This is a genomic window from Neisseria sp. P0006.S009, from assembly GCF_051962915.1.
Lineage (GTDB): Bacteria > Pseudomonadota > Gammaproteobacteria > Burkholderiales > Neisseriaceae > Neisseria > Neisseria subflava_E.
The window spans coordinates 793,588-808,381 of record NZ_JBQCUV010000001.1 but is presented as its reverse complement, the minus strand read 5'-3'; the positions used below and the strand labels follow the sequence as shown (position 1 = coordinate 808,381).

13 protein-coding genes, 1 tRNA gene and 1 riboswitch are annotated in these 14,794 nt (G+C 50.4%); of the genes, 4 read left to right on the top strand and 10 right to left on the bottom strand.

Annotated features, from left to right (window positions below; all coding sequences use genetic code 11):
• The first annotated feature begins 11 nt into the window (after nucleotides 1–11).
• Entirely contained in the window at nucleotides 12–464 is a 453-nt protein-coding gene (locus tag ACTHTK_RS03825) for a type IV pilin protein (protein ID WP_440378386.1), read from the top strand.
• Between the two features lie 67 nt (nucleotides 465–531).
• Here the strand turns inward: ACTHTK_RS03825 and ACTHTK_RS03820 are convergent, their stop codons facing one another.
• The 7 genes from ACTHTK_RS03820 to metK all read right to left on the bottom strand — a co-directional run bounded on the left by ACTHTK_RS03820 (nucleotide 532) and on the right by metK (nucleotide 7,678).
• Nucleotides 532–1,356 carry an undecaprenyl-diphosphate phosphatase gene (locus ACTHTK_RS03820; protein ID WP_107723649.1) on the bottom strand — a complete coding sequence of 275 codons (825 nt, stop codon included), beginning with the start codon at nucleotides 1,354–1,356 and terminating at the stop codon, nucleotides 532–534.
• Between the two features lie 44 nt (nucleotides 1,357–1,400).
• Nucleotides 1,401–2,042: a thiol:disulfide interchange protein DsbA/DsbL gene (locus ACTHTK_RS03815; protein ID WP_107723680.1), complete on the bottom strand. Its 642-nt coding sequence runs from the start codon at nucleotides 2,040–2,042 to the stop codon at nucleotides 1,401–1,403.
• 11 nt (nucleotides 2,043–2,053) lie between these two features.
• Entirely contained in the window at nucleotides 2,054–3,160 is a 1,107-nt protein-coding gene (locus ACTHTK_RS03810) for an SPOR domain-containing protein (RefSeq protein ID WP_107723648.1), read from the bottom strand.
• 154 nt (nucleotides 3,161–3,314) lie between these two features.
• Nucleotides 3,315–4,811, bottom strand: coding sequence for a YifB family Mg chelatase-like AAA ATPase (locus ACTHTK_RS03805; protein ID WP_107723647.1), 1,497 nt, complete (start codon nucleotides 4,809–4,811; stop codon nucleotides 3,315–3,317).
• Between the two features lie 13 nt (nucleotides 4,812–4,824).
• The gene (locus ACTHTK_RS03800) at nucleotides 4,825–5,145 is read right to left on the bottom strand and encodes an accessory factor UbiK family protein (RefSeq protein ID WP_003684455.1); all 321 of its coding nucleotides are present in this window, start codon (nucleotides 5,143–5,145) and stop codon (nucleotides 4,825–4,827) included.
• Between the two features lie 124 nt (nucleotides 5,146–5,269).
• A complete protein-coding gene (locus ACTHTK_RS03795) occupies nucleotides 5,270–6,337 on the bottom strand; it encodes a DUF1176 domain-containing protein (RefSeq protein WP_440378376.1) in 1,068 nt (355 codons plus the stop codon).
• A 171-nt stretch (nucleotides 6,338–6,508) separates the two neighbouring features.
• Nucleotides 6,509–7,678, bottom strand: a complete 1,170-nt coding sequence (gene metK, locus ACTHTK_RS03790; RefSeq protein WP_049351011.1) for a methionine adenosyltransferase — start codon at nucleotides 7,676–7,678, stop codon at nucleotides 6,509–6,511.
• 173 nt (nucleotides 7,679–7,851) lie between these two features.
• Nucleotides 7,852–7,962, bottom strand: a riboswitch (SAM-I-IV-variant riboswitch).
• Between the two features lie 108 nt (nucleotides 7,963–8,070).
• Between metK and ACTHTK_RS03785 the strand changes: the two genes are divergently transcribed.
• Entirely contained in the window at nucleotides 8,071–8,952 is an 882-nt protein-coding gene (locus ACTHTK_RS03785; protein ID WP_440378375.1) for a lysophospholipid acyltransferase family protein, read from the top strand.
• Between the two features lie 48 nt (nucleotides 8,953–9,000).
• Here the strand turns inward: ACTHTK_RS03785 and ACTHTK_RS03780 are convergent.
• Nucleotides 9,001–9,077: transfer RNA gene (locus ACTHTK_RS03780), tRNA-Pro, on the bottom strand.
• Between the two features lie 198 nt (nucleotides 9,078–9,275).
• On the opposite strand from ACTHTK_RS03780, the gene recC reads away from it, so the two are divergent.
• Both recC and ACTHTK_RS03770 read left to right on the top strand, forming a co-directional pair.
• Nucleotides 9,276–12,575: an exodeoxyribonuclease V subunit gamma gene (gene recC / locus ACTHTK_RS03775; RefSeq protein WP_440378374.1), complete on the top strand. Its 3,300-nt coding sequence runs from the start codon at nucleotides 9,276–9,278 to the stop codon at nucleotides 12,573–12,575.
• 3 nt (nucleotides 12,576–12,578) lie between these two features.
• Nucleotides 12,579–13,085, top strand: coding sequence for a thioredoxin family protein (locus ACTHTK_RS03770; protein WP_070645421.1), 507 nt, complete (start codon nucleotides 12,579–12,581; stop codon nucleotides 13,083–13,085).
• Nucleotides 13,086–13,199: 114 nt separating this feature from the next.
• Here the strand turns inward: ACTHTK_RS03770 and lapB are convergent, their stop codons facing one another.
• Together lapB and ACTHTK_RS03760 are read right to left on the bottom strand one after the other, a co-directional pair.
• Nucleotides 13,200–14,369 carry a lipopolysaccharide assembly protein LapB gene (gene lapB / locus ACTHTK_RS03765; RefSeq protein ID WP_063076142.1) on the bottom strand — a complete coding sequence of 390 codons (1,170 nt, stop codon included), beginning with the start codon at nucleotides 14,367–14,369 and terminating at the stop codon, nucleotides 13,200–13,202.
• A 25-nt stretch (nucleotides 14,370–14,394) separates the two neighbouring features.
• A complete protein-coding gene (locus ACTHTK_RS03760) occupies nucleotides 14,395–14,718 on the bottom strand; it encodes a LapA family protein (RefSeq protein WP_036490154.1) in 324 nt (107 codons plus the stop codon).
• Nucleotides 14,719–14,794: the final 76 nt, after the last annotated feature.

The window sequence follows — 14,794 nt, the reverse complement described above, 5'->3', positions numbered from 1 at the left end:
ATAGGGCAACTGTGCAGAGGGGGTATTCTTTGATACAGCTGTTGGTGGTGATGCTGTTGGTTTCGATATTGGCGACGGCTGCCTTTACGGTCTATCGGGAATCGGTCCGCTCGGCCAACCTGCGTGCAGCGCATGCCGCGCTGCTGGAAAATGCGCGCTTTATGGAGCAGTTCTACGCGAAAAAGGGCAGCTTTAAGCTGACGTCGACGAAGTGGCCGGAACTGCCGGTGAAGGAGGCGGGCGGTTTCTGTATCAGGATGAGCGGTCAGGCTAAGGGCATCCTGGAGGGTAAGTTTACCTTGAAGGCGGTGGCGCTGGATAGGGAAGCGGAGCCGAGGGTGCTGCGCTTGAACGAGTCGCTGACGGCGGTGGTGTGCGGGAAGATGAAGGGGAAGGGCAGCTGTACGGACGGTGAGGAGATATTTAGGGGTAATGATGCGGAGTGCCGGCCTTTTATGGGGTGACAATAGAGTGGAAAGGAGATAAGAAAGTAAAAAGGACGTGCACAGGCACGTCCTTTCGGGAAAGGGGTTATTCGCTCCAGCTGACCCAGCCCAGCATCCAAGTAAGGAGAATCAGACCACCAAATACAATACGGTAGTAGGCAAAAGGCACATAGTTTTTACTGGAGACAAATTTCAGCAAAGCTTTTACTGCCAATAAACCGGCGATAAATGCAGCGATAAAACCGATAGCAATTTGTCCGACATCTTGCAAGGTAAAGAGTTTGTAGTTTTTTAAGATGTCGTAACCTGTTGCCGCAATCATCATTGGCACAGCAAGGAAAAATGAAAATTCGGTAGCCGTTTTACGTTCCAGTCCCCACAACATACCGCCCATAATCGTACTGCCTGAACGTGATGTACCAGGGATAAGGGCGCAAATTTGGGCGCATCCTACAACAAATGCGTCAATTGGGCGCATATCATCGACATGGTTGACTTTAGGTTTGGCTTTTGTTTGGCGTTTTTCAACCCATAAAATGAAGAAGCCACCTAATACCAGCATGGTAGCAACGGTAATCGGGTTGAAAAGATGTAATTTAATTTGTTTACTGAATAAGAGGCCAACAACCGCAGCAGGTATGAAGGCAATAAATAAATTCAGTACAAAGCGATTGGCTGTCCGTTCTTTACCGAGTCCTTTTATGATATGGGTAAATCGTTGGCGATATTCGAATACGACGGCTAATACGGCACCGAGTTGGATAGCAATTTCAAATACTTTTCCGTTGCTTTGAAAGTTCATTAAGTCACCGAATACAATCAAGTGACCGGTACTTGAAATAGGGAGGAACTCGGTTAAACCTTCGATAATACCGAGAATAAGTGCTTTAAATAAAATCAGAATGTCCATAAGTTTTCAGACGGCCTTGAGGCCGTCTTTCTTTTGTTGAATAGTTAAAGTGGTTTTGAGGATTGTTCGCGACGGACTTTGACGATGAGGTCATCTATGGTTTTCATACCGACTTTCCAGTCGCTACCATTGAAATTGACTTTGTATTTACCACCGACGATGACAGTTGGTGTGTTTTCAATTCGATAAGTTTCCGTCAATTGCTGCATTTTTGCAGCAGCCGACGCGGCAGCAGGGCTATTGTAGGCTTGAAGCAGTTTTTGACTGTCAAAACTTGTCTGTTTACCAACCCATGATCGGAATACATTTGCATCAGCCAGGTTGATTTTTTGTTCGTAAACTGCTTTGAAGATGACTGGATTGGCCTGATATTTTAAACCTGAAAGATTGACGGCAGCGGCTACTTTGGCCAAGCCTAACATTTCAGGCATCCAAACGACGTGTTCTGTCCGTAAGGAAACATCTTTGGCAAAGGTTTTGCTGTGTTGCAACAAAACGGGATCGAGATGGTAACAATGGACGCAGAAGTAGCCAAAAAATTCTAGCACTTCAATTTTTCCGGCTTGTTGCTGCGGAATAGGGCGACTGAGGACAGTATAGTCCACGCCCTCGGTAGCAGCCTGCGCACTCAGACTGAGCAGGCTCAGGCTGAGTGCGGAAATGGTTTGTTTTATATGCTGCTTCATCAGTGATTCCATTATTTGCTAGAACGAATCAAGCTGTTGATATTATGGCCTTGCAGGTTTTTTTGCAGTTTTACAGCGGCTTCCTGCGGCATGGTATTACTTTGAACTCGGTAAATGGTTTTGTCGCCGTTTTGCGATTCAACCACTTTGGAAGAAACACCTAAAATAGCTAGTTTTGCACGTTGTGAGTCTGCGCTGGAGCGGTCTGCATATGAACCAAGTTGCAGGAAGGCTTTTTTACCGCTGTTCACAGCTGCTTCGGCTTTTTCTGCTGACTGTTTACTTGCAGTGTTGCTGCTTTCTTTTGTTGTAGAGGCATTTGCTGCTTTACGTGCTTTTTCGATGCTGCCGCTGTTGAGGATTTGCTCAGGTGTCGGCTTGTTTTGTTTTTTGACTTCGGCTGCTTTTTTCTCAGCCAATTTGCGCTCGGCACGCTCTTTTTGTTTGTCGGTCAGTTGGTCGGCTGCTTTTTTATCTTTTGCAGTTTTATCAGTAGCTTCTTTTTCAGCTTTGGCTTTTTCTGCGCGTTTTTTCTCTAATTCAGCTTTTTTCTCGGCCAGTTTTTTCTTGGTGGCTTCTTTTTCTGCTTCCGTTTTTGCGGCTTTTTCTTTGGCTTCACGTTCGGCTTTGTCGACGGCAGTTTTGTCTGCTCTTTCTTTGGCTTCGCGTTCGGCTTTGTCGGCGGCGGCTTTTTCAGCTTTTTCTTTAGCTTCGCGTTCGGCTTTTTCTGTTTCAGCTTTATCCGCTTTTTCTTTGGCCTCGCGATCGGCTTTTTCCTGAGCCTCTTTTTCTGCTTGAGCTTTCTCTTCAGCTTCTTTGGCAGCCTTTTCAGCCGCTTCTTTTGCTTTGGCTTCTTTCTCCGCCGCTTCTTTTTCAGCTTTGGCTTTTTCTTCATCTGCTTGGCTGGACGAGTTGTCGGTAGCTGGGCGTTTCTCTGCTTTGTCCTGAGGTTTCAGGATTTCAGGTTCTTCGCTTTGTTTAGGCTGAGTCAGCTCTTTGAAAACGTTTTGGTTGCCTTGGTTCAAGAAGAACAAAATACCGGCAATAATACCTGTTGCCAGTATCAGGCCGAAAAAGAAACCGGCCAAGCCTTTGCCATATTGTGTAGATTTTTTCATGACTTACCTTGTAATAATGTGTTCAGACGGTCTGAAGGGAGACTGTCTGAGTTTGGATTCGATATTTTATCAATAACCGTTATGGACGGCAAAATCCTGATGCTTTGTTTACTCTAGTTTTACTTAAACATAAAGATTCAGGCCGTCTGACAAGTTAAAGGGCGCGACGGAAGCCGATGGCTTTCATCACATGGGTTTTGCTGACTTCTTCATCACCCGCCAAATCGGCCAGCGTACGGGCGACGCGCATGATGCGGTGGAAACTTCGGGCGGAAAGGGACAGTTTTTCGAGCATAGTTCCCAAGGCTTCTTGCGCTTCTTTTTGAATACGAGCTTTGCCATCGAGCTCGCCGACACTCAGTTCTGCATTGACTTTGCCTTGTCGGTTGTATTGGATTTTGCGTGCGGCGGTAACGCGTTCCAATACGGTAGCACTGGATTCGCCTGCTTCCTGTTGCATCAACTCGGCAGCGGAAAGGCTGGGTACTTCGATGGTTAAATCAATACGGTCGAGCAATGGCCCTGAAATTTTGTTGCGGTAGCGGGCAACGCTTTCAGGCGTGCAGCGGCAAGGTTTGGATGGATGACCAAGATAGCCGCAAGGGCAGGGGTTCATGGCGGCGACAAGTTGGAACTTGGCTGGATAAACTGCTTGGCGTGCGGCGCGGGAAATATGGATTTCGCCGTTTTCCAAAGGTTCGCGCAACACTTCTAATACTTTACGGTCAAACTCGGGCAATTCGTCTAAAAACAACACACCGTGATGTGCCAATGAAATTTCGCCCGGACGCGGGTCTGAACCACCACCTACCATGGCAGCCGAGCTGGCGCTGTGATGAGGGCTGCGGAAAGGGCGGTTACTGTCGAGTTGCTGTTGATGGTTGGGTAGGAGCGAACGCAATGCCCATACTTCGACTAATTCGTCTTCGGTCAAAGGCGGAAGGATGCCGGGCAAACGTTGCGAAAGCATGGATTTGCCCGTACCCGGCGGACCCATCATCAGCAGGCTGTGTCCGCCTGCCGCTGCGATTTCCAAAGCAAGGCGGGCGGTATGCTGGCCTTTAACATCAGCTAAATCAGGAATTTTACTTTGTTCAGACGGCCTTTGTGGCAGTTTGCATTCGGTTTGTGTCAACGGTTCGATGCCGTTTAAATGGGCGGCCACTTCACCCAAAGAACGCGCTCCATAAACCGCGATACCGCGCATAACGGCAGCCTGTTCGGCATTTTCTTGCGGCAATACAAACGAACGGCCTGCCTGCATTCCCTGCCATGCCATGGCCAGTGCACCGCGCACGGGACGCAGCAGGCCGGATAGCGCCAATTCTCCGGCAAACTCATATTGGGAGAGCTTTTCAGGATTGATTTGTCCCGATGCGGCAAGAATGCCTAAGGCAATCGGCAAATCGAAACGGCCGGATTCTTTTGGGAGGTCGGCCGGTGCGAGGTTGACGGTAATTTTCTTGGCGGGAAAGTCGAAGCCGCTTTGGATAATGGCGGCACGCACACGGTCGCGGCTTTCTTTAACTTCAGTATCGGGCAAACCGACGATATTGAAATGTGGCAAGCCGTTGGCAAGGTGGGCTTCCACTTCGACCAACGGCGCATTCATGCCGCTTAAGGCGCGGCTGTAAACCAAAGCAAGCGACATGTTTCAGACGGCCTTATTCGGCAGCTTCAGTTTGTTGTTTGATTTCGGCAACAGCTTCTTCTGCAGCAGCTTCGGCCGCTTTCAAAGCAGCTTCTTCAGGCTCTTGAGCGGCTTCGAGTTTGGCCAAACGGGCTTCCAATTCAGCCAGTTTGGTACGGGTTTTAATCAAAACCTGTTGTTGGATGTCGAATTCTTCGCGGGTCACCAAATCCATGCGGTTGAATGCGCTGCCGAGCATGGCTTTAACGTTTTTTTCCATGTCTTTGGCAGGGCTGTTGGCGATGGTTTCGCTGATTTTGGAGCTGACTTCTTCAAAAAGTTGTTTGCCGAACATAATCCGTATCCTTTATTCAGAATGTATATAGAAATTCAAGTGGCTATTGTATAAGGAAAAAGGCCGTCTGAAAACGGGAATTTTGAGACGGCCTTTGCTTTCTATCGTAAATATTCCGTGTATTTTAACGTTCAACACGGGCTTCAAAAATAGACATCAGCCAAGCGCCGCCTGTGAAGCCTTTGCATGAGCCGGTGGTGTGTTCCTCACTGCGGACAAACGTTTTACCGTCCCACACCGCTGCATTGCCAGACCAGCAGTCGCCGATCCCTCGGCCTTTGAAGCTGCCGCTAAGGGTGGCTGTTTTCTCATCGAATCCGCCGTGACTGCCGTATGTCATTGGCGGCAGCACTTGTTCGATTTTGGTTAATTCTTTGTTGGCAATGGCATAGTAGCCGCCGGTTTGATAGGCTCCGCCGATACAGATGGCCTCTACCAATACTTGTTGTTTGTTGAGCGGATAAATACTTAGGCTGCGATTCCAATCCATGTGCTCTTTATCATGCAGGGCGGGGCAGTAATTGTCATCGTCAGTGGGAGCATAGTTGTTGCTGTCTCGCAGCAGTTTCATGACGGCATTGTGGCGCGACGTGTTTTGCTCCAGCGTATCGCTTGCTTTTTGTAGTACGGCAACGGCACGGATAACGGGTTTGGGTTGAGGATTGAGGACTGCCTGATTGCTGTTGCCTTTGCGTATCAGCGCGGAAGGTGTGTTCAGACGGCCTTGGAATTCATCCGCTTTCAACATTGCCGCCGCTGCGCCTTTGTCGGACAAATGCCATTCATATTTTCCAGATCGGATGCTGATTTTGCTCTCTTTTTTCAATGCTTCGAGTAAGGCACTGGTTTGCGCGCTGCTCAATTTGCCTTGGCCTTTTTTGTTCAACGCCAATTTGCCCAGTGATTTACCGTTCAATACTAATTCGTTGCGGGTTGCAATGCTGGCGAGTTGTGTGTCATCGTCATTAAATGACAGCAAGGAAACTTCGCCAATTACGGCGGCATTCGCCCCTGCTTGTCGGGTAAACAGGATAGAAACCGGCGGTTCTGTTTCATCTGCCTGATATCCGGCAAGACGGCAGGTGCCGGTATTGTCGCAAGCAATGTCCCAGTCTTTGTAATTTTGATAAAAGCCTTGAGGCGGAGCAGCCAGTGCGGTGGCAGGCAAAACAGCCAGCAGCCATTTTTTCATGATGTATGCTTTCAGTTTTATTTATGTAGATTCACAAGGAAAGCATAGCAATCCAAAATTTCATTGCACTGTTTTTGTGAAAATACGATGTGTCGTTCGTAAAAAGGTTTTGAATATTTAGATGTAAAAAGGCCGTCTGAAACTCCCGTTCAGACGACCTTTATTGTTTTTCTACACGCCTGCGGCTGCTTTCAATGCGGCTGCTTTGTCGGTGCGCTCCCAAGTAAATTCAGGCTCCTCGCGGCCGAAGTGGCCGTAGGCGGCGGACTTGCTGTAAATCGGGCGCAGCAGGTCGAGCATTTGGACGATGCCTTTAGGACGCAGGTCGAAATGTTCGCGAACCAGGGCAATCAGTTTTTCTTCGCTGATTTTGCCGGTACCGAAAGTATCGATGGAAATCGAAGTCGGTTCGGCAACGCCAATGGCGTAGGAAACTTGGATTTGGCATTGGGTTGCCAAACCGGCGGCTACGATGTTTTTCGCAACATAGCGGCAGGCGTAAGCGGCGGAACGGTCCACTTTGGACGGGTCTTTGCCGGAGAATGCGCCGCCGCCGTGCGGAGCTGCGCCGCCGTAGGTATCGACGATGATTTTACGGCCGGTCAAACCGCAGTCGCCTTGCGGGCCGCCGATAACGAAGCGGCCGGTCGGGTTGATCAGGTATTTGGTTTCGTCGGTCAGCAGTTCAGACGGCAGAACCGGTTTGATGATGTGTTCGATCACGGCGTTTTTCAGCTCTTCGTAGCCGATAGACGGATCGTGCTGGGTAGACAGGACGACGGTGTCGATGCGTTTTACTTTGCCGGTTTCGCTGTCGTAAACCACGGTCAGTTGGGCTTTGGCATCAGGACGCAGCCAAGGCAGGCGGCCGTCTTTGCGCAATTCGCTTTGGCGTTGCATCAGGCGGTGGCTGTAATAGATGGCAAACGGCATCAGGGTAGGGGTTTCGTCGCAGGCATAGCCGAACATCAAACCTTGGTCGCCTGCACCTTGGTTCAAGTCGATGCCTTCGCCTTCGTTCACGCCTTGGGCGATGTCCGGAGATTGCTGGTCGTAGTACACGCCGACCGCGCAGCCGTTGGCATCAAAGCCCAGCTCGGAGGAGTTGTAGCCGATGCGTTTGATGGTTTCGCGTGCGACTTTGATGTAGTCCACTTGGGCGGTGGTAGTGATTTCGCCTGCCAATACGCACAAGCCTGTGTTGACCAAGGTTTCTGCAGCGACACGCGCTTTGGGGTCTTGCGCCAAGATGGCATCCAAAATCGCATCGGATACTTGGTCGGCAACTTTATCCGGATGGCCTTCGGATACCGATTCGGAAGTAAACAGATATTCGCTCATTGCTATTCTTTCATTAAAAACAGGCTGCTGTGTTTTCAGACGGCCTTTTATTTCGGACAGCGGAAATCATAACAAAAACTCCGCTTTTTCTCTATACAAGTGAGAAACATTCGCACTTGCCTGCTGTTTCGGAATCCTGTTGCGCGTTTCTTACAGGCAAAAAAATTCCCGCATTAAGCGGGTTTGGATTGCTCTGGCGAGCCACATCGGTTTTTCAACCGTCCACCTTACCTTTCCGTTTGAAAAGCAGGTTGGCATGGAATTCCCAACTCTTAATGCAGCGCGGATAGTAGCAGAAAAGCAGGTGTGCCGCAATATATTTGCCCGAAGTCTGTTTTGTTCAGACGGCCTGTTTCGTTTACAATCTGTCCACTTCATTTTGGTAAAACCTTATGCAAACGCTTGTTACCTTTGTTTTTAAATTTTTGGCCGCGCTGCCTTTGGCTTGGTTGCACAAATTAGGCAACCTGCTGGGCGGTTTGGGTTTTCGCGTGCTGTCGAAAGATCGCCGAAGGGTATTCGAAAACATGACACTTGCCGGCTTGAACCCGACGGATGAGGCGGTGAAAAAAGTTTTCCGTGAAACGGCAAAAGGCGGCTTGGAATTGCCGGTGGCGTTTTTCAGACGGCCTGAAGAAATTGAAAACCTGTTTGTCAGCGTCAACGGTTGGGAACATGTTCAGACGGCCTTGAGTGTGGGCGAAGGTTTGCTGTTTATCACGCCGCACATCGGCAGCTATGATTTGGCGGGCCGCTACATCAGCCAGCAACTGCCGTTTCCTCTGACGGCGATGTACAAGCCGCCGAAAATCAAGGCATTTGATGCGGTGATGCAGGCAGGGCGCGTGCGCGGTAAAGGCAAGACTGCACCGACCAGCATTCAGGGCGTCAAACAAATCATCAAAGCGCTGCGCGGCGGCGAAGCAACCATTGTGTTGCCGGACCATGTACCGTCTCCGGAAGAAGGCGGCGACGGCGTCTGGGTGGACTTTTTCGGAAAACCTGCCTATACCATGACGTTGGCGGGCAAGCTGGCGCAAGTCAAAGGCGTGAAGGCTTTGTTTTTCTGCGGCGAGCGTCTGCCCGACGGCAAAGGCTTTGTCTTGCACATTGAACCTTTGCGCGGCGAATTGAACGGCGATAAGGAGAACGACGCGCGCGTGATCAATGAAAATACCGAATATTGGATACGCCGTTTTCCGGAACAATATTTGTTTATGTACAACCGCTACAAACATCCCGAAGGCGCGCCGTTGCCGCCGCCGGAAGTATAGGCTTGCCGAATGTAAAAAACCTGCTTGGACTCAAGCAGGTTTTGTATTTGGTCGGAATGAGAGGATTCGAACCTCCGACCCCTTCGTCCCGAACGAAGTGCGCTACCGGGCTGCGCTACATTCCGAATGTGGGAAATTATAGATAGGAGAAGCCGGTTTGTACAGGGGTCGATAAATAATTAATAATTGGCTGCCGATGGGTTTGTTTTAGGCCGTCTGAAGCGATGTGTTTCAGACGGCCTGTGTTTTTGTTTGCCGCTTCTGCTGAAGCATTTGTCCTAATGGCATTATAATGTGGGCAATTGTTTTTTAGATTGTCTGCTATGTTTTATCTTTATCAGTCCGACCGTTTGGAAGCGCTTGCCGAAATGTGCGCGCATATTCATCAGGCCTTGCCCTTGGATTCTGTATTGGCGCAGGAAGAAGTGGTGGTGCAGAGCCAGGGTATGCGGCGTTATTTGAATGTGTTTTTTGCGCGCAAACTCGGCGTGGCGGCGAATTTGAAGTTCAGCCTGCCGGCCGGTTTGGCGTGGCAGCTGATGCGTAAATTGGTTCCCGATGTGCCGCCGCTCAGTCCGTTTTCGCCTGAAGTCATGCGTTGGCGTTTGCTGGATTTGTTCCGCAGCGAAGCGTTTCAGACGGCCCCGGAGTACGAAAACGTGCGCCTGAAGCTGGAAAGTTATTTGCACAGTTCGGCATCGGCGGATTATCAGCTTGCCGGACAAATGGCGGATATTTTCGACCAATATTTGGTGTACCGTCCGGATTGGATTGATGCGTGGCAGGCTGGGAAACTGCTGGGTTTGGGCGATGATGAGGATTGGCAGGCGCGGCTGTGGCGCTATTTGGACGATGGCAGCCAATCTGCGCCGCACCGCGTGGCCTTGTGGGAAAAGCTGTTGGCGCAGTTGGATAAATCGGTCTTGCCGCAAAGGTTGTTTGTATTCGGTATTTCGACAATGGCGCCGATGTATCTGCAACTGCTGCACCAAATTTCCAAACATTGCGATGTGTTTGTGTTTGCGCTCAACCCGAGCAGCCAATATTGGGGCGAGGTCATCGACGAGGCACAGATTTTGAAAAGGGGCGATGAGGCGGATTTGTCGCAGGCAGGGCATCCGCTGTTGGCTTCTTTGGGCAAGCAGGGGCGCGATTTCTTTGATTTTCTGTCGGAAGTGGAAACCGAGCAGGATATTCAGGTTTATGAAGAGGGAAAAGACGATACCTTATTACATTGCCTGCAAAACGATATCCAAAACTTAATCATGCCGTCTGAACGCTTATATCAACAGGAAGAAAGCGAAGCAGGCGCGCAATCGGCTTTGGTTCAGGTTCACGATGCGGGCGGCAATCCAGTGTGTGTTGAGCCGAACAAGCTGCTGAATGATGGCTCCGTCAAAATCGTTGCAGCACACAGCCCTTTGCGCGAATTGCAGATTTTGAAAGAAGAGCTGTCGCTGGTGTTGCAAAAAAATCCCGACTGGCAGCCGCACGATATTGCCGTGTTGACACCGAACATCGAGCCGTACAGCCCGTTTATCGAAGCCGTTTTCGGACAGGAGCAGGCAGGCAGCCAGGCTTTGCCGTATTCGATTTCGGATGTGAAACTCAGCCGCCGCCAGCCGTTGCTGTATGCTTTGGCGCAAACTTTGGACTTGCTGGAAAGCCGGTTTGAAGTGGACAAGGTTTTGCCTTTGCTGGAAAGTCGGTTGGTGTTGCAACGCTTTGGTTTGAGCGAGGAAGATGTGTCGCTGCTGCATGAGACTGTTGCCGGATTAAATGTGCATTGGGGTTTGGATCAAACCATGCGCGAGGGCAAAGACAACCTCTTTACTTGGCAACAGGCGGTAGAGCGTTTGGCTTTGGGCTGGATGCTGCCCGAAGGTGGCAACGGTATGTGGCAGGGCGTGAGCGCGTGGCATAGCAACGTCAACCAGCTGGACGTGTTCAGAGGCTTTGCCGAATTTATCCGTACTTTGGCCGATATGGCGGCGCAATGGCAAGCGCCTGCCAATGTGGAAGGCTGGGTGCAGCGTTGCCGCGATTTACTGGAGAAACTGTTTGCTCCGGATACGGACGACCAATACGCCAAGCAGCAGTTTGAGCAGTCTTTGGCGAAATGGCAGGAAGAGGCTCAGTTGGCCGAATTTGACGGATTGTTGCCGTGTAAAACCGTTATCCGCCATATCCGTCGCTTTTTGGACAGCGAAAGCCAAGCCGGTTTTTTGAGCGGCGGCATTACTTTTTGCAGTATGGTACCGATGCGCAGCCTGCCGTTTAAAATGGTTTGCCTGTTGGGTTTGAATGACGGCGATTTTCCGCGCAATACCAAAGCGGCGGTGTTCGACCTGATTGCCAAACATCCGAAAAAAGGCGACCGAGCCCGCCGCGACGACGACCGTTACCTCTTCCTCGAAGCCTTAATCAGCGCGCGCGAAATGCTGTATTTGTCTTATATCGGCCGCGATATACGCAATGATGCCGAGTTCGCGCCCTCTTCGTTAATCAGCGAGCTGCTGGATACCATTGCTGCCATGACGGGGAAAAGCGGGCGCGAGTTATCGGAGAAATGGGTGAAACATCATCCTTTGCAGGCGTTCTCACGCCGTTATTTCCAAAAGGATGCGCTTTCAGACGGCCTTTTCAGTACGCGCCAAGATTACGCCGATGCGTTGAACCAACCGCAAGCGGAAGCGCAGCCGTTTTTCCGTGAGGTTTTAAGTCAGGAAGAACCGGGCAAAACCATTCATCAAGACGAGCTCATCAGTTTTTGGCACAACCCTGTCAAAGTTTGGCTGAAGAAAAACTTAAGCTGGGATCAGCCGTATCTGGACGGCGCATGGGAATCTGCCGAACCGTTTGAGCCGCAACATGAAGGTCGGATTGCCGATGCCTATTTGGATGCGCGGCGCAAAGGGGAAGACTTTGAAGATACGGCCATTCGGCTGAATGCAGAAAGCCTGATGCCGGTAGGCGAGTTGGGTGGCTTGTGGCAGAAGCAGTATCAAATATCTGCGAAAAACGTGGATGCCGAGCTGATACGCAGTAACAAAAGGCCGTCTGAACCTTATGAAGAACACTTTGACGATTTGGTTTTACAAGGCACCATCGGCAATCTTTATGAGTGCGGCCGCATTGTGTTCCTAAATCAAAAAGACAATGCACCCAACCGCATTGCCCGTTTATTGGAGCATTTGATTTTTTGCGCCATCGCCCCTAAATCCGTTGAAAGCCGACAAACCTATATTGTCAGCCTGGGACAGACCGAAACCTATGCCGCCATCGGGCAAGAGGTGGCGAGGGCACTTTTGAAAGAATGGTTGGTATATTTCCGAATCGGACAAAATACCCCCTTGCCGTTTTTTGCCAAAACCAGCCTTGCCGCTGCGGAGGAGTACAACAAGAAAGAGGATTGGGATGCTGCCTTGAGAAAAGCCCATGAGGTTTTTAACGGCAACAAAATGAGCAAAGGGCAGAAAGAATATACCGAAGTGAAGCTGGTGTTTGGCCATTCGGACGAATCGCCTCTTGATGAGCCGCTATTTGAAAACCTCGTCGTCAATCTGCTTGTTCCGCTTTTGACCGGTGTGGCAGGGAAAACCGATACAACAGAACAGGAGTAAAGCATGGCCAATTATGCAGAATATTTGGATTTTGATACTGAAGAAGACAAATTGAAACAGCAGCAACTCTATCAGGCAACCGAGCTGTCGGCGCAAACGGTAGCGGCGGTCAAAAAGATCAGCCGTCTGCAAAACTGGCTGCTTGCCGCTGCGCCATATTGCCCTGATTGCCGCGTGTTTGTGCCGTTTATTCAAAAAATGACGGAGTTGAATCCCAATATCCGCGTCAACTATATTGCCCGAAACGATTTTGGCGACAGCAGCCGTTTTGAGAATCCGCGCCAACAGGAAATCGTCCGCGCCAATCAAAAAATTCCTGCGCTGTTTTTGATGGGTCATGAAGAGGAAGGGCCTGTGTTTAACGAGTTTCCGCAAGTGGTGTTAAACCAAATTGCGGCAGATGAAACCCGTCGCACAGAATTGCGCGATGCGTACCGTGCAGGCGAGTTTAATGCCGATATTGAGGCTCAGATTGTAGCGGCGTTGGCATGGGCAGGGCAGCGTTGTTGACAGATATTGCTGGTGTGTACAGCCATGTTTTGAACCGCTTTGATATTTTGTTTCGTAATAAAAAGGCCGTCTGAAAAGATTTCAGACGGCCTTTTTTTAATGCTTAACGCTTGATCAAATCTCGATTTTATTCGGCGTAAAGGTTTGCCATTTATTGCAGGCAGGGCAGTGCCAGAAGAAGACTTGGGATTTGAAGTGGCAGTTGCGGCAGCGGTACATGACGCTTTTTTGCAGCTGGCGGCCGATAATCGAACGAATCATATCGGCATCGGCTTTCCACTCCGGATTCATATTGCTGAGTTTCAAACCAAGCAGGCGGTACACGCCGTTGAGGTCGGGTTTTTGGCGGACGAGTTCGACAGCGATTTGCGCCGCTTCGGTTTCGCCTTTGAGCAGCAGGGCCTTCTCGTAGATGACGTTGATTAGGTCAAGATCGGGGAAGGTTTGCATATAGCCGATCAGGCGGTTGAGGCCTTCTTCCTGCTTGCCTTGCGCGGCATAGGCTTCATAGAGTTTCTCGCCAACCATGCTCAAATAGGCGTGGTTTTGCTGCTCGATGGCGGAATACGCTTCCACTGCGGCAGGGAAATTGCCCTGACGGTATTCGATGTCGCCGAGGATGATGTTGGCGCGTGTACATTTTTTGTTGGCTTCGAGTGCTTTGCCGATGTTGTAGCGGGCGGCATCGAAGTTGGATTTGAACAGCGCGGCTTGGGCAATTTCGCAATAGAACTGGGCAATTTCAAACTGGTAGGTTTGTTCGTCATGGCTCAAGAGCTGTGCCATCTCGATGGCTTTTTCCCAATCACGATCCTGTTGGTAAATGCTCAAAAGGTGTTGGCGGGCTTCGCGTGCCATATCGCCTTCCTGTAAGCCGAGGAAGATTTGTTCGGCACGGTCCACCAAGCCTGCGCTTTGGTAGTTTTGCGCCAATTCAAAAAGTACGCGCGCGCGTTTTTCGTTGACGGTGTCGGGCGAATCGAGCAGGGCGCGGTGCATATTGATGGCTTTGTCGTTTTCGCCGCGTTGGCGGTAGAGCTTGCCTAAGGTCAGATTCAAATCGTATGACTGCGGCTGCTGGTCGATGACTTCTGCCAATTCGCGTGCAGCGCGGCCGCTGTTGCGGTCAACGAGGGCGTCAAGGCTTTTGTAAAAGCCGGCCGGTATGCTTTTGGCCTGTTTCAGGACGGTCTTCATATCGACGCGCGCGGCAAACCAGCCCATAGCGAAGAAAACGGGTAGGAGGACGATGGGCAGTAAGATGACCCACAATTCGTTGTCCATGGTATTCCTTTATTGATTGGTGGCGTTACGCTTTGGGAGCGGTTTCGGAAGCCGTTGCCGGTGTTTCGGTTTTGACCGGAGTCAGGTCTTTTTCGGAAAGGTGGGCGTATTTTTTCACTTCGGCACGCAGGCGGTTGTTTTCGCTGCGCAGGGTCAGCAGACGGCCGAAGAGGGCAAACATACCGAACACGATGCCGATAATAAAGGCGCCGAAAAGCACGACAATCAGCGGCAGATTGACGTTTTGGCCGGGCAGGTAGAAGAAGGATACGGTGTGGGTATTGGTGATGGCCAGCAGGAGGAAAACAAGAAGAATCAGGATTTTGATGATGGTATAGATGAGTTTCATGGGTTGCTCCGGGTGGGCCGCGGTTGGTGCAGGCCGTCTGAAAAATGGTATCAGTTTAAACGATTTGCCGGATTTC

Coding starts and splice junctions, on each gene's coding strand:
- ACTHTK_RS03820 (WP_107723649.1), bottom strand. CDS start 1,356: ATGGACATTCTGATTTTATTTAAAGCACTTATTCTCGGTATTATCGAA.
- ACTHTK_RS03785 (WP_440378375.1), top strand. CDS start 8,071: ATGCAAACGCTTGTTACCTTTGTTTTTAAATTTTTGGCCGCGCTGCCT.
- ACTHTK_RS03810 (WP_107723648.1), bottom strand. CDS start 3,160: ATGAAAAAATCTACACAATATGGCAAAGGCTTGGCCGGTTTCTTTTTC.
- ACTHTK_RS03805 (WP_107723647.1), bottom strand. CDS start 4,811: ATGTCGCTTGCTTTGGTTTACAGCCGCGCCTTAAGCGGCATGAATGCG.
- ACTHTK_RS03760 (WP_036490154.1), bottom strand. CDS start 14,718: ATGAAACTCATCTATACCATCATCAAAATCCTGATTCTTCTTGTTTTC.
- ACTHTK_RS03770 (WP_070645421.1), top strand. CDS start 12,579: ATGGCCAATTATGCAGAATATTTGGATTTTGATACTGAAGAAGACAAA.
- ACTHTK_RS03795 (WP_440378376.1), bottom strand. CDS start 6,337: ATGAAAAAATGGCTGCTGGCTGTTTTGCCTGCCACCGCACTGGCTGCT.
- recC (WP_440378374.1), top strand. CDS start 9,276: ATGTTTTATCTTTATCAGTCCGACCGTTTGGAAGCGCTTGCCGAAATG.
- ACTHTK_RS03815 (WP_107723680.1), bottom strand. CDS start 2,042: ATGAAGCAGCATATAAAACAAACCATTTCCGCACTCAGCCTGAGCCTG.
- metK (WP_049351011.1), bottom strand. CDS start 7,678: ATGAGCGAATATCTGTTTACTTCCGAATCGGTATCCGAAGGCCATCCG.
- lapB (WP_063076142.1), bottom strand. CDS start 14,369: ATGGACAACGAATTGTGGGTCATCTTACTGCCCATCGTCCTCCTACCC.
- ACTHTK_RS03800 (WP_003684455.1), bottom strand. CDS start 5,145: ATGTTCGGCAAACAACTTTTTGAAGAAGTCAGCTCCAAAATCAGCGAA.